Annotated in this window: 13 protein-coding genes; 6 read left to right on the forward strand and 7 right to left on the reverse strand. The window is 60.9% G+C overall.

The window, feature by feature from the left end; translation table 11 throughout:
- The first annotated feature begins 16 nt into the window (after window positions 1-16).
- The gene (gene cobA / locus AACY31_RS17265) at window positions 17-859 is read left to right on the forward strand and encodes a uroporphyrinogen-III C-methyltransferase (protein WP_339480889.1); all 843 of its coding nucleotides are present in this window, start codon (window positions 17-19) and stop codon (window positions 857-859) included.
- Window positions 856-2,352 (forward strand): cytochrome D1 domain-containing protein, encoded by a 1,497-nt coding sequence (locus AACY31_RS17270; RefSeq protein ID WP_339480892.1) that lies wholly within the window; start codon window positions 856-858, stop codon window positions 2,350-2,352. The genes cobA and AACY31_RS17270 overlap by 4 nt, the downstream gene beginning before the upstream one ends.
- 198 nt (window positions 2,353-2,550) lie before the next feature.
- On the opposite strand, the gene AACY31_RS17275 is transcribed toward AACY31_RS17270, so the two are convergent.
- Both AACY31_RS17275 and AACY31_RS17280 read right to left on the reverse strand, forming a co-directional pair.
- Window positions 2,551-3,735 carry a porin gene (locus AACY31_RS17275; protein WP_339480894.1) on the reverse strand — a complete coding sequence of 395 codons (1,185 nt, stop codon included), beginning with the start codon at window positions 3,733-3,735 and terminating at the stop codon, window positions 2,551-2,553.
- A 279-nt stretch (window positions 3,736-4,014) separates the two neighbouring features.
- Window positions 4,015-5,289, reverse strand: coding sequence for a glucarate dehydratase family protein (locus tag AACY31_RS17280; RefSeq protein ID WP_339491949.1), 1,275 nt, complete (start codon window positions 5,287-5,289; stop codon window positions 4,015-4,017).
- A 178-nt stretch (window positions 5,290-5,467) separates the two neighbouring features.
- Between AACY31_RS17280 and AACY31_RS17285 the strand changes: the two genes are divergently transcribed.
- On the forward strand, window positions 5,468-6,364 hold the full coding sequence (locus tag AACY31_RS17285; protein WP_339480898.1) for a LysR substrate-binding domain-containing protein: 897 nt from the start codon (window positions 5,468-5,470) through the stop codon (window positions 6,362-6,364).
- A 332-nt stretch (window positions 6,365-6,696) separates the two neighbouring features.
- Entirely contained in the window at window positions 6,697-7,131 is a 435-nt protein-coding gene (locus AACY31_RS17290; protein ID WP_339480991.1) for a nuclear transport factor 2 family protein, read from the forward strand.
- Window positions 7,132-7,211: 80 nt separating this feature from the next.
- On the opposite strand, the gene AACY31_RS17295 is transcribed toward AACY31_RS17290, so the two are convergent.
- From AACY31_RS17295 to AACY31_RS17310, 4 genes are all read right to left on the reverse strand, one after another.
- Window positions 7,212-8,051, reverse strand: coding sequence for a helix-turn-helix transcriptional regulator (locus tag AACY31_RS17295; RefSeq protein ID WP_339480900.1), 840 nt, complete (start codon window positions 8,049-8,051; stop codon window positions 7,212-7,214).
- Entirely contained in the window at window positions 8,048-8,359 is a 312-nt protein-coding gene (locus AACY31_RS17300; protein ID WP_339480902.1) for an AzlD domain-containing protein, read from the reverse strand. Before AACY31_RS17300 ends, AACY31_RS17295 begins: the two co-directional genes overlap by 4 nt.
- Window positions 8,356-9,054 (reverse strand): AzlC family ABC transporter permease, encoded by a 699-nt coding sequence (locus tag AACY31_RS17305; RefSeq protein WP_339480992.1) that lies wholly within the window; start codon window positions 9,052-9,054, stop codon window positions 8,356-8,358. Before AACY31_RS17305 ends, AACY31_RS17300 begins: the two co-directional genes overlap by 4 nt.
- A gap of 128 nt (window positions 9,055-9,182) precedes the next feature.
- Entirely contained in the window at window positions 9,183-10,112 is a 930-nt protein-coding gene (locus tag AACY31_RS17310; RefSeq protein ID WP_339480904.1) for a LysR family transcriptional regulator, read from the reverse strand.
- A 128-nt stretch (window positions 10,113-10,240) separates the two neighbouring features.
- Between AACY31_RS17310 and AACY31_RS17315 the strand changes: the two genes are divergently transcribed.
- Window positions 10,241-10,447, forward strand: coding sequence for a tautomerase family protein (locus AACY31_RS17315; protein ID WP_003202537.1), 207 nt, complete (start codon window positions 10,241-10,243; stop codon window positions 10,445-10,447).
- Window positions 10,448-10,752: 305 nt separating this feature from the next.
- Window positions 10,753-11,487 (forward strand): SDR family NAD(P)-dependent oxidoreductase, encoded by a 735-nt coding sequence (locus AACY31_RS17320; protein WP_339480909.1) that lies wholly within the window; start codon window positions 10,753-10,755, stop codon window positions 11,485-11,487.
- A 51-nt stretch (window positions 11,488-11,538) separates the two neighbouring features.
- Here the strand turns inward: AACY31_RS17320 and AACY31_RS17325 are convergent, their stop codons facing one another.
- Window positions 11,539-13,668, reverse strand: a complete 2,130-nt coding sequence (locus tag AACY31_RS17325) for a TonB-dependent siderophore receptor (RefSeq protein ID WP_339480911.1) — start codon at window positions 13,666-13,668, stop codon at window positions 11,539-11,541.
- Window positions 13,669-14,056: the final 388 nt, after the last annotated feature.

Below are 14,056 nucleotides of genomic sequence, written 5' to 3' on the forward strand. Positions count from 1 at the left end.
GAACCAAGGAAGTCCCATGCCTGCCTCCATCGTTTTGCCCGCTGCCCTGCAATCGCCCTTCAGACCGGGTGAAGTCGCCCTGGTCGGCGCTGGCCCTGGTGACCCGGGCCTGCTGACATTGCGTGCCTGGAGCCTGTTGATGCAGGCCGACGCGGTGGTCTACGACCGCTTGATCAGCCCCCAATTGCTCAGCCTGATCCCGCTGACCTGCGCCCGGCACTACGTCGGCAAGGCCGCCGGTTGCCACAGCCTGCCCCAGCCACAGATCAACGAACTGCTGGCCGACCTGGCCAACCTGGGACAACGGGTGGTGCGGCTCAAGGGCGGTGATCCGTTCATCTTCGGTCGCGGCGCCGAAGAGCTGGAGTATCTGCTGGCCCGCGGTATCGATTGCCAAGTCGTGCCAGGCATCACCGCCGCGGCCGGTTGCAGCACCTATGCCGGCATTCCCCTGACCCATCGCGATCTGGTCAATTCCTGTCGCTTCATCACCGGTCATTTGCAACGCGAAGGCGACTTGAACCTGCCCTGGCAAAGCCTGGCGGATGACAGCCAGACCCTGGTGTTCTACATGGGCTTGTCGAACCTCGGCACCATCGCCACGCGGCTGATCGCGGCAGGCCTGGCGGCGGATACGCCGGCGGCGCTGATCAGCAACGGCACGCGCCCCGACCAGCAGGTCCTGCGCGGCACCCTCCAGCAATTGCCGGAGATGGCGCTGGCATGCGCCGAAGGCCTGCCGACCTTGACGGTGATCGGCAAGGTAGTCGGTTTGTTTGCCCATCAGGTACTGGAGCATCCGGCCCGCCTGCACCCAGCCCCACCGCTCCAGCCGGCTATCGCGAGGGTGGCCTCATGAGAATCGGTTGGCTGGCCCCATTGCTGTGGATCGGTGCCGTCCACGGCGCCACGGCGCCTGAACCGGACCTGGCGTTGGCCGAACAGAACTACCAGCAACACTGCCAACAATGCCACGGGGTGAATCGCATCGGCGGCGCCGGGCCGGCGCTGTTACCCCAGAGCCTGAGTCGGATCAAGCCCGACGAAATCCGCCAGGTGATCGAAAATGGCCGCCCGGCCAGCCAGATGGCAGCGTTCGATACGGTGCTGGAGCCTGCGCAGATCGATGGCTTGACCCACTATCTCCAGCGTCCACCCGCTGTCGAACCGACCTGGAGCGAGGACGACACGCGCCGTAGCCATCGCCTGCTGGCGGATGTCGCCAACCTGCCTGATAAACCCCAGCATAACGCCGACCCGCTGAACCTGTTCGTGGTAGTGGAAGCTGGCGATCATCACATCGACATCGTCGATGGGGATCGCTTCGACGTCCTGGCGCGCTTCGCCTCACACTTTGCGGTGCATGGCGGACCGAAGTTTTCGCCGGACGGACGCTTCGTCTATTTCGCCTCCCGGGACGGCTGGATCAGCCTGTATGACCTGCACAACCTCACACTCATCGCCGAGGTGCGGGCCGGGCTCAATACCCGCAACCTGGCGGTGAGCAAGGATGGCCGCTGGGTGCTGGTGGGCAACACCCTGCCCGGCAGTCTGGTGGTGCTGGATGCCCGCGACCTGTCATTGGTCAAGACTATGGCAACGGTGGGACTGGACGGCCAGGCGTCGCGGGTCAGTGCGGTCTATACCGCGCCGCCGCGCAACAGTTTCATCGTGGCCTTGAAAGATGTGAAGGAGGTCTGGGAGCTGTCCACCGGACCGAATCCGGACTTTGTGCCCAGGCGTATCAAGGCCGAGGATTACCTTGATGATTTTTCCTTCTCGCCCGATTACCGGCAATTGCTCGCCACCTCGCGCAAGGCCCAGGGCGGCCAGGTGATCGACCTCGACACGGGGCGGATCGTCACCGACATCGCGCTGCCGGGCATGCCGCACCTGGGCTCGGGGACCTATTGGAAACGCAATGGGCACTGGGTGTTCGCCACGCCCAACATCAGCAAGGGGCTGATTTCGGTGATCGACTTCGACACCTGGAAAGTCATCAAGCAGATCCCCACGCTCGGGCCGGGTTTCTTCCTGCGCAGCCACGCCAACTCCCGCTACGCCTGGACCGACGTGTTCTTCGGCCCGGACAACGATGCCATCCACCTGATCGACAAACAGACCCTGGAAATCGCCCACACCCTGCGGCCCATGCCCGGCAAAACCGCCGCCCACGTCGAATTCACGCGCGACGGCCGCTACCTGCTGCTGAGCATCTGGGATACCGATGGCGCGCTGATCGTCTACGACAGCAACACCCTCAAGGAAATCAAGCGCCTGCCCATGAACAAGCCTTCGGGCAAGTACAACGTCGGCAACAAGATCGAGTTCGCCGAGGGGACGTCACATTAAAAAAGGGGGCTGATGCGCAGCCCCGAAAGCAAGCTTTCCCGCCACCAGAAACTGCAACGGTGTACCGTACCGTAGCAGCTGTCGAGTGCAACGAGGCTGCGATCTTGTCCCAGACAATTGAGTCGAGAGCGAAAAGATCAAGATCAAAAGATCGCAGGCTTCGCCAGCTCCTACAGAGCCCAACGGGGCGGTGCGACGTTACCAGGTGAGCACCGCCCCCACCGCAAAGGTGTCGGTGTCTTCGTTCTGGGCGCTGGTATCGTGGCCGTTGATTTCGAACTGGTTGTACTCGGCCACGAGCTTGAGGTTGTCGTTGATGTCGTGGAACAACGCGATGCCACGGGTTTCGTAATCGGCGCCACTGCCCACCACGCCGTTGCCGTCGTCATCGGTCTTGCCGTAGGACAACGCCAGGCGGTTCTTGCCCAGCTTGTAGGAGCCCTGCAACAGGTAGCCCTTGCTGTCGACATTGCGCAGGGTGGCTTCACCGGCGTTGTTGGTGAAGAACGGGTTGATGCCCTTGGCCTGGAACCCCGAGCCGGTCAGCGACAACCCGCCCATCTTGGCCTGCACGCCATACCCCAGGCCCTTGGACGTGACCGACTCGACGGTGGCATCGGTGTTGTCCGAGGTCTGGTAACTGCCGTTGAGCCAACTGTAGATCTTCGCCCCGCCCAGGTCGAACTGGTAGGTGATCTCGCTCTCGGTGCGCGGGTTTTCCTGATAGGCCTTGCCCGTGGCGCTGTTGTCGTTGGTGTCCACCGGGTCCATGATCCCCACCGCCACGCGCAAGCCCTCCATCACCGGCGTGCGGTAGGTGATCTGCGAGGTCGGGAACGGGTACGGATAACCGCTGCCGATGTTGCCGAACGAGACGCCACCACCGTCCACCAACCCCAGGGTGTCGCTGACCTGGCCATAACCGGCGAGCAGTTCGTCCAGCAGGATGTTAGAGCGGGCAAACAGGCCGAAGTCCTTGCCGATCAGCACCTCGCCCCACTCCGGGTTGGCCACGGTGCCGTAGAACTGGCGCACGTCGATGGCGGTGTCGGTGCCATTGGTTTCACTGTCGTTGATGGTCACCCAGAACGAGGCCCGGGCGCCGAGCTTGAGGTCATCGACCTGCTTGCCCATGTTGAAGCCCAGGTAGTTGGGCAAGAAGCCCATCTTGACCCGCGCCTGCCGACGGTCGTACTGCTCACCCGCGCGGTCAACGTCGCTGTTGACGTAAAAGGCATTGATGTAGCCGTCGGTGGAAAAGGTGGTCTGGTCCTTGTCGTACAGCATGATTTCGGCGCTGGCCCAAGGCATCAAGCCCAGGCTCGAAACACCTACGATGACCGCAGGCAAAAAACGTTGGCGGGTATTTTTATTGTTGTGCATGGCGCGCTCCGCAACAGGGGACGGGATGTCGGAGGCGATTATCGAAAGGTGCCCGGGCGCGTCATACGCTGCCTTGGAGGCAATTGGCGGCTGCTTTGGAAGCGCCGGCCCGGCGCGGCAGTTTGGGCGTAAGACTGCGATGCCGACGGGGGCGGTACTTTGGGTGTGGGCCGCAGGGCGGCCTGGGGGATGTAGGGTTGGTGCCGAGTGCCACCGACTTGTGGCTAAGAGGGTTATCTGTGGGAGCAAGGCCTGCGCAGCAGGCCTCTCTGCGGTGTATCAGAACCGCGGTTTGACAGTCTTCCAGCCCGGCCGGTAACGCTGCATCTGCCGCACATCGTCGCGCTGGCGGATGCCGCAACTGAGGAACTGCTCATGCAGCTTGCCCAGTTGATCCCGGTCCAGCGCCAAGCCCAGGCCCGGCGCCCGGGTGATCTTCACGCAACCGTCGACAATCGGCAGCTTGCCGCCCTTGATCACCTCCTCATCCGGCTCCTGCCACGGGTAATGGGTGTCACAGGCGTAGTCCAGGTTCGGCACTGCGGCCGCCACGTGGGCCATGGCCATGAGGCTGATGCCCAGGTGCGAGTTCGAATGCATCGACACGCCCAGGCCGAAGGTGCTGCACATTTTCGCCAAGGCCTGCGTGTCGCGCAGGCCGCCCCAGTAATGATGGTCGGCCAACACGATCTGCACGCTGTCCAGCGCCACGCTGCGGCGGAACTCATCGAAATCGGTGACCACCATATTGGTCGCCAGCGGCAACCCCGTGCGTTGGTGCAGCTCGGCCATGCCCTCCAGGCCTGGCGTCGGGTCTTCGTAATACTGCAGGTCATCCCCCAGCAACTCGGCCATGCGAATCGAGGTTTCCAGGGACCAATTGCCATTGGGATCGATGCGCAACGGGTAGCCGGGAAACGCCTGCTTCAGAGCCTTGATGCAGGCGACTTCATGCTCCGGATCGAGAGTGCCGGCCTTGAGTTTGATGCTTTTGAAGCCATAGTCCTGGATCATCCGCCGGGCCTGGGCAACGATCTGTTGTTCGTCGAGCGCCTCGCCCCAACTGTCGGGCGGGTACGGCGAATCGATGTGCTCGGCGTACTTGAAAAACAGGTACGCGCTGAACGGAATCTCGTCGCGAATCGCGCCGCCCAGCAGGTCCACCAGCGGCACGTTCAGGTAGTGGGCCTGCAAATCCAGGCAGGCCACTTCGAACGCCGAATAGGCGTTGCTCACCGCCTTGCTCGCATGGGAACCCGGCGCCAGTTCGGCACCGGCGACGCTGGCCGGTTTCTGCGCGGCGACGGTCGCCTGAACGATGGCCCGCAACTGATTGAGGTTGAACGGATCCAGGCCGATCAACTGGCTCTGCAATTGCTGCTGGATTGCCAAGGCCGGTGCATCGCCGTAGCTCTCCCCCAGGCCGATGTAACCGTTGTCGCTCTCGATCTCGATGATCGAACGCAACGCGAACGGCTCATGGATGCCGCTGGCGTTGAGCAAAGGTGGATCGCGAAAAGCAATGGGGGTGACGGTGACGCGTTTGATCTTCATACAGCGGCTCCCGATGGGCCAGGGTTCAGCGCCAGGGGGCTGTCAGGCATAGCGTCCAATAGGTTTTTCAAGGGTGCCTCCCGATCATTGTCTTTGTAGGGAACGGGACGATGATGGACACGGCGGATTGTTCCCGTCTAATCTAACTTGGCACTTGATTGATACCTGGATTGAATCAATGTTTGAACTGGCCCAGCTACGCTGCTTCACCACCGTGGCGACCGAACTCAACTTCCGTCGCGCCGCCGAACGCCTGAACATGACCCAGCCACCGCTGAGCCGGCAGATCCAATTGCTGGAGCACCACCTGGGCGTCGAGCTGTTCACCCGCAGCACCCGCAGCGTGGCACTCACCGCCGCCGGCCGGGCGTTTTTCATCGAAGCACAGAACCTGTTGGAACAGGCGCAACAAGCTGCCGTGGCGGCCCGGCGCTTTGCCCAGGGCGACATCGGTTCGGTGACCATCAGCTTCGTCGGCAGTGCGGTCTACGAATTCTTGCCAAAGGTGATCGCCGAGGCCCGGCTGAAACAGCCCCAGGTCAAAATCGTCCTGGCAGAGATGAACACTTACCAACAACACGAAGCCCTGCGCGCCCGGCGTATCGACCTGGGCATCGTCCGCTCGCCCCTGCTGGAACCCGGCTACGCCACCGAATGCCTGGTGCGCGAGCCCTTCGTACTGGCGGTGCCTGCCGGACATCCGCTGGCCAGCGCCGAGACCGTGAGCGTGCAGGATCTGGACGGCCAACCGTTCCTCATGTACGCCCACGCCGCCTACCCGCCCTTCAACGAACTGCTCACCGGCATGCTGCGCTCGGCGCAGGTCGCGCCGCAATTCGTGCAATGGCTGGGGTCGTCGCTGACGATCCTGGCGCTGGTCAACGCCGGCATGGGCCTGGCGCTGGTGCCGCGTTGCGCCACCAGCGTGGTGTTCAAGCAGGTGGTGTTTCGCGAGATCGACCTGGGCGAAGGGGTGCAGAGCGAGTTGCACCTGGTGTGGCGCGAGGACAACGACAACCCGGCGTTTACCATGTTGCTGGAGGGGATTCGGGGGGCGGTTCGGGAGGGATTCTGAAGGCACTCTCGCCGAAGCTGCGGCATGTGAAACCTGTGGCGAGGGCGCTGTTCTCGCTGGACTTGTGTAGGGGCTGCCGAAGGCTGCGATCTTTTGATCTTGATCTTTCGCCTGGGACTCAAGTGTCTGGGGAAAGATCGCAGCCTCGTTGCACTCGACAGCTCCTACATAGCTCCTACACAGCTCCGGCACAACGCCTGCACACCAGCTGGAGCGGGCTCCCTCGCCCCCTTGCCAGCGACCTATTCCAGTTCTCTCCGAGTAGTTGTACGATGACCGACGAGACAATAATGGCTCGCGTTCCTGATACCTACAACAACAAGGAAATTCCCATGAAAAAAGCGACATTGGTCATCAGCTTCTTGTGCCTGTTCAGCGGCTACGCAGCGGCAGTCGCTACATCGCCCGAGCAAGAGGTGGCCCAGGCGGTCGATCACTTGACCCAAGCCATGCTGCACAAAGACATTCCCCAGCTCCAGGCACTGGCCGCCGAGAACCTGACCTATGGTCACTCCAGCGGCAACATCCAGGACAAGAAAGCTTTCATCGCCGACATTGAAACAGGCAAGAGCGCGTTCAAGACGCTGGAAATGCAGAACCAGAAAATCACCTTGTCCGGTGATGTGGCGCTGGTGCGCAACCACTTCTCGGCGCAGGCGCTCAAGGGCACTGAAGTGGTGCCGACAGAAATCGAAAACTTCCAGATCTGGCAGAAACAGAAGGATGGCAAGTGGCTGCTGATCGGTCGTCAGGCGTTTCGGTTCTGATCGTCGACTGACCTAAGACGTACCCTGTGGCGAGCCTGGCCCTCGCCGCAGGGACTCCCTGGCTAACCCCGCCCCTTCAACTACCCCAGAAACGCCGAGCGATACGCCCCCGGTCCGATGCCATAAGCCTGCTTGAACCGACGCGTCAGATGACTCTGGTCGGAAAAGCCCAACTGCAATGCTACATCGATAGGCAACCAACCTTGTCGCAACAGGATCGCGGCCTGGGCCAGACGCTTTTGCATGACCCAACTATGGGGCGGGACCCCGGTCGCCTGACGAAACACCCGGGCAAAATAAAAGGGTGAAAGATTGACACTTGCCGCCAGCTCCACCAGGGATGGAGGGTTGCTCAGCCGACTCAATAGCAGGTCCTGAGCCTGGGTCACCACCAGCGGTTCCTTGCCCGGCATCACCGCGCTGCCCACGCGGGCGTGGCGCTGGAACAGCATCAACGCAACCTCGCGCCAGGCTGTTTGTTGCTGTAATGCACAGGCGCCCTGCTCGGCCAATCGGTGGACATGGCTGAACGCGAACGACACTTGCGGATCGTACAGCACACTGGTGGAAAATCTGGGAGAACCACACAGGACCAGCTCTAGCTCTTCAAGAATTCCGGCGAGATGTTCCAGGGTCGGATAGAACCCACGGTAGCGCCATCCTTGCCGATGCGCGGTAGCGCCGGTGTGCAGCTCATCCGGATTGATCAGCACCATGCTGCCGATGGGCGCGATATGCTCACTGCCTCGATGACGAAAACGCTGGGCACCGGATTCGATTACCGTAAATACATAACCTTCATGAACATGCGGAGTAAAACGCTGCTGAAGATATTGCGCGCGAAGCAGCTCCACGCCTCCCAGGCTTGAGGCTTGCCAAAACCGCGTTTTCTCCACCGCACTGGCGATCCCCTGACTCATGGCCACCACCTGAAAAAATAGAAACAACCCATGCTGAGCAACACGCTAGTCAGTACGTTACGAGTCAACACCATCAAGCCAACGGCACACAGACCACCCAGCAAATAAGGATTGCTGATACTGAGCCCGAGGGTATGCCCGGGCAAGAAGATAATCGGCCCACAAATGGCGGTCAGCATTCCCGGGACGGCGAAACCGAGAAAGTCTCTGGTGCCAGGGCCCAGCTTGAAAGGCAGCCGCGGTTCCAGGAAAACATAACGATTGAGGAACACGATCAGCCCCATACCGACGATCACTGCAAAAATCATCGTTTTTCCTGCCTGCAACGTTTACAGAAAAAACCTGCAGCCATGCCGGCTATACCCGACACAACCAGGGCGGATTCATACCGCCAGTAACTCAAAAACACCGAGCAAAACAGCGCTACGCCAACACAGACTGCAATTGGAACCGTCCGCACCAACGGAGTAACCAGGGCGATGAAAGTCGCAGCAATTGAAAACTCCAGTCCCAGAGCCTCTAACCCAGGAACCTTATGGCCCATGACAATACCCGCCAGTGTGAATAGGTTCCAGGCGAGATAAAACGTCAGCCCGACGCCCAATGCGTACCAGCGATCGAAGGCTCCAGGATCGCGTTGGCTGTTAAGGGCGAAAAACTCATCCGTCAATAAAAACCCCAAGGTCAGGCGCCAGCGTGACGACAGGGCCGACAGCGTAGGACGCATGTGCATCCCGTACAAAAGGTGCTGCGAGGTGAGCAGCAACGTCGTCATCAGGATAGAGAACAGGCTCGCCCCGCTCTTCAACATGCCGATCGCCACCAACTGCGCGGCACCGGCGAACACGATGATTGAGAATCCCTGGCTCTGCAGGGGGCTCAGATCTGCATCAATGGCCATTGACCCGACGAGAAGCCCCCAAGGGGCGCAAGCAATCGAGAGAGGGAGCACTGCAATGGCGCCCTGGCTGAATGCTTGCAAAGGTGATGGACAACGTATCATCTGGTTTTCACAACTCAGTGACTGGGCAGGCAAAGGTCTCAGACACCGAGCCAGACTGTCTTGAACGATCTTGCTCATCAGGGCGCGACGAGTGCCTGGCCTTGTTCGTCAGCAAGACGCCCTTGCGCCTATAACTGATCCCCGGCCCATTGCGCCCGGTACTGCAAGAGAAAGTCCACGAAGGCACGTACCCGTTGCGGCACGTAGCGGCCATGGGGGTACAGCAAGGTGAACGGCCGCGAGCGCCCCGCATAAGGCTGGAGTACTTCCACCAAACTGCCGTTGGCCAGTTCTTGCTCGACGATGAAGCTGTAGGTCTGAAACAGTCCAGCACCATGCCTGGCCAACGTCACGCCACCAAGCACATCGTCCGAACAGCAATAACCCCCTTCGCCGAACACCTCCTTTTCTTTGCCCTCGACCTTGAACAACCAGGAAATCCGCCGCCCGCTGCTGGGCAATTCGAACTGGATGCACTCGTGGTCGTCCAGGTCTTCAAGGACCTGCGGCGTGCCGGCCTTGCGCAGATAGTCAGGAGACGCGACTACTACCAATGGGGCGTCTTCCAGCAGCCGGGCGATCATCGAAGAGTCCGGCTGGGCCCGCACCCGGATGGCGAGGTCATACCCTTCGGCGACGAAATCGATGTTTCGATTGCTCAGGTGCAGGTCCACAGTCACTTGCGGGTACAGCGCCCGGAAGACCGGCAGCAAGGGCAGGATGCGGTGATGGCCGTAGGTGGTGGGCAGGCTGATGCGCAGTCGCCCGGACGGCACCGATTGCGCGCCCATCATTTCCTGCTGCGCCTCGACCAGTTGCGTTAACGCCTGGCGGCATTGCTCGAAATAGGTCTTGCCCGCTTCGGTCAGGCGAATGCTGCGGGTGGTGCGCACGAAAAGCCGTGAGCCCAGGCGCTCTTCCAGGCGAAAGATCGAACGGCTCACCGCCGCCGGGGTAACCCCCGCCAACTGCGCCGCCGCCGTGAAGCTGCCCGCCTCTGCCGCCAGGCAGAACAGTTCTATGCTGCCCAACTGCAGGTCTTCGAAATGACGCTTCATGATTCATTACACCGCGTATCAACTGAAGTTTCCAAAGGCCTGTTTATCAGTCTGCGGCGTATAAATACAGTGGCCCCTTCATGGCGCGGGAATCTTCCTGCGCACTTTCCCAGCAACAGGAGTGCAACATGCCTTTCGTCAACGTGCGAATTACCCGTGACGGTGTCACCCGTGAACAGAAAGCCCAGGTGATTTCCGAAATCACCGAAACCCTCCAGCGCGTACTGGGCAAGGACCCGCATTTGACCCATATCGTGATCGAAGAAGTCGACACGGATAATTGGGGATATGCGGGGATGACGACGACGCAGTATCGAAGTCTTCCCAAGGAGTAAGGCCCCACCTTTGCGAGCCCGGTCCGATTGACTGGGCTTTTTTCTGCCTGCCAACCCGCCAACCCTGTGGGAGCGAGCCTGCTCGCGATAGCGGTGTGTCAGTCAATATCAATACTGACTGGCCTGACGCTATCGCGAGCAGGCTCGCTCCCACAGGGATTTCTAGGCTTTTCAAATTAATTACATGACGTATCAACTCAAGTACCAGAAGCCTTATTTATCAAACCCTGGCGCATCAATACCCTGAGCTCAACCACCGCCAACACAGGCGCACCGGTTCAACTCAATGTGATCAGGAGTCAATCATGAGTCTCAACAAAACCGTCATCATTACCGGCGCTTCCAGCGGGATCGGCCTGGGTTTGGTCAAGGCGTTCCTGGGTCGGGGTTATAACGTGGTGGGCAATGCCCGCTCCCCGTCCGGCCTGGAGGCTGCCGCCACCCAGCTCGGCCACCCGGCCGGTTTCATCGGCGTGGCCGGCGACATCGCGGACCCGGCCACTTCAACCGCCCTCATCACTCAAGCCGTCAAGGCGTTTGGCGCCGTTGACGGGCTGGTGAACAACGCCGGTTTCTTCCTGCCAAAACCCTTTGTCGAATACAGCCCCCAAGACCTGGACGCGCTGCTGGACACCAACCTCAAGGGTCTGGTCTACGCCAGCCAGGCCGCTGCCGCGCACATGATCGGGCGCCAGCAAGGCTTCATCATCAACATTTCGGCCGCCGTGGCCCTGCAGCCGAACATCCAGGTGCCGGCAGCACTGCCGGTGTTGATCAAGGGCGGCGTCAACCAGATGACCCGCGCCCTGGCCCTGGAACTGTCACCCCACAACATCAAGGTCAACGCCGTTGCCCCCGGCATCATCGACACGCCCATGCATGACCCCGCGCACCGCGACTTCCTCGACAACCTGGCCCCAGCCGGTCGCGTGGGCACCGTCGAGGAAATTGCCGAGGCCGTGTTGTACCTGGCGGGTGCTGATTTCACGACGGGCGCGATACTGCCGGTGGACGGCGGGATGAGCACAGGCAAGTGGTAAAAAGAAAAACCCCGAAGGCAGAACCTTCGGGGTTTTCATGAAGCGCGGAACTCAGAGCGTGTAGGAGATGCCGGCCTGCACGGTTCGCGGGGCGCCTGGGTAGGCGTAGACGCCACCGAATGCACCTTCTTCGTAGTCGGCGTCGAACAGATTCTTCAGGTCCAGGTTGAGGCGGATCCGCTCGTTGACCTTGTAGTAACCGAGCAGGTCCACGACGGTGTAGCTGTCCATGGTAAAGGTGCTGGCCGCGGTATTGCCGGCCCGCTCATCGACGTACTTGGCGCCTAAGCCCAGGCCGAGCCCCTTGAGGCCACCGTCCTGGAATTCGTACACGTTCAACAGGCTGAAGGCGTTCTTGGGCACGTTGAGCAGGCGGGTGCCGGACGGGATGCTGTTGTCCTTGGTCACTTCGGCATCCACATAGGCGTAGCCACCGATCACGCGCCATTGTGGCGTCAGGTTGCCCGCCACGTTCAAGTCAAAACCACGGCTGCGCACTTCGCCGGCGGCCACTTTGAAGTCCTGGTCCAATGGGTCGGGGGTCAGTACGTTGCGTTTTTCGATCTGGTACACCGCAGCATCGACACTCAACTGGCGATCCAGCGCTTCCCATTTGACGCCTATTTCGTAGGATTTGCCCTCTTCCGGTTTGAACCCACCCCCTGCACTGCTGCGACCAGTGTTAGGTTTGAACGAACGGGCGGTATTGGCATACACCGCCACGGTGTCGGTCAAGTCGTAGATCATTCCCAGCCGCGGGGTCACGGCACTGTCGCTCACGTTCCAGTTTCCAGTGTCGGTGACGAACGTCTTGTACTTATGCTCGAACCGCTCGAAACGCGCCCCGCCCAACAACTTCAAGCGCTCAGTCAGCGCCACCTGATCCTGCACGAACACACCAAACGTCTTGAGGTTTTCCTCGTCATTTGTGGGCGTGCGCGTCAAGGCCGGGCGTGGCTGGCCATACACCGGGTCGAAGATATCGATCGGGTAGACACCAGTACCCGGGGCGGAGCGCTGGATGATGGACTTATAGTCGTAGTCTTCATACTCGATGCCCGTCAACAACGTGTGCTCGAACCCGCCAGTGGAAAAATGCCCGGTGAGGTTGAGTTGGGTGTCGTGGTCGGTCCATTCCAGCTTGCGGTAGTTGAAGTTACGCCCCAGGGTGCGCCCATCGGCGGCGATGCCGTTGCCTTCCACCGCGTTGCCCTGCAGGGTGCCGTCGAGCCATTGGGTACCGCCGGCCAGGGTCCAGTCGTCGTTGAGCATGTGCTCGAAACGCACCTGCAGCATGTTATTGTCGTTGTGCAGCTTACCGACGTCTTTTTCGCCGAAGAACGTATCGCGCGACGCGGTGCCGCGCTGGCCGGCGTAATGGGTCAAGCCACGGTCCAGCGGCGCGTTGTTGCGCATGAAATCGCCTTCGAAGGTCAGGCGCGTGGTGTCGTTGACCTGCCAGGTCACCACCGGCGCAATGCCGTAACGCTCGGTCTCGACGTGGTCGCGGAATGTGTCGCCGCCCTCGCCGATCACGTTCAGGCGATAAGCCAGACGCCCTTCCTCGTCCAATGGACCGGAGGCGTCCAGCGTACCGCGACGCATCCCCTGGTCGCTGACCTGGCTGCCCAGGGTCACTGTGCGCTCGGCCAACGGCTGCTTGGACACCACGTTGAAGGTACCGCCCGGGTCGCCACGGCCATAAAGCATGGTGGCCGGGCCGCGCAGGACTTCCAGCCGCTCGATGGTGTTGGCGTCCGGCATGTTCGGGTAACCACGGTTGATCGGGAAGCCGTTGCGGTAGAACTCTCCGGTGGTGAAACCGCGTACGGTGAAGGTGGTCAGGCCCTGGCCGCCGAAGTTGTTGCCCCGGCCGACCCCGCCGGCGTAATCGAGGGCGTCCTGCAGGCGCGTGGCGCCGAGGTCTTCGACCACGTCGCGAGACACCACGGAAATGGATTGCGGGGTTTCATGGATCGCCGTGTCGGTACGGGTGGCACTGGCCGAACGGGTGGCGTGATAGCCCTTCACCGGGCCCTGTGCTGATTCATAATCGGCAGCGCCGACGATATCCGTGGCTTGCAACTCAAGGGAGGCCGGCTTGGCAGGGATTGGCTCTTCGGCCCAGGTGGGAATGGAATAAGCCTGGAGCACACACAGTGAAACGAGAATCCGACGCATCGATGCACAATCCTAATGGAAACAAGCCACCCACATCGGGAGGCTGACAAAAATGTGTCGTGAAAGATACAGTAACTCATTGTCGTTTGATATCTATTCCCATTAGCACCGATGTTTTTTGTGACCGGTCAGTCCGCCATCGCGAGCAAGCTCGCTCCCACAGGGGCCCGGGGCCAACCACAAGGTTTATACCCACTGAAGATCCAATGTGGGAGCGAGTCTGCTCGCGATGGCGTCGGGTCAGTTTGCATCAATGTTGAATGCCAGGCCGCCATCGCGCGAGCAAGCTCGCTCCCACAGGGGCCCGGGGCCAACCACAAGGTTTATACCCACTGAAGATCCAATGTGGGAGCGAGCCTGCTCGCGATGGCGTCGGGTCAGTTTGCAT

Source organism: Pseudomonas sp. RL_105y_Pfl2_101 (genome assembly GCF_963970585.1).
Taxonomy (GTDB): domain Bacteria; phylum Pseudomonadota; class Gammaproteobacteria; order Pseudomonadales; family Pseudomonadaceae; genus Aquipseudomonas.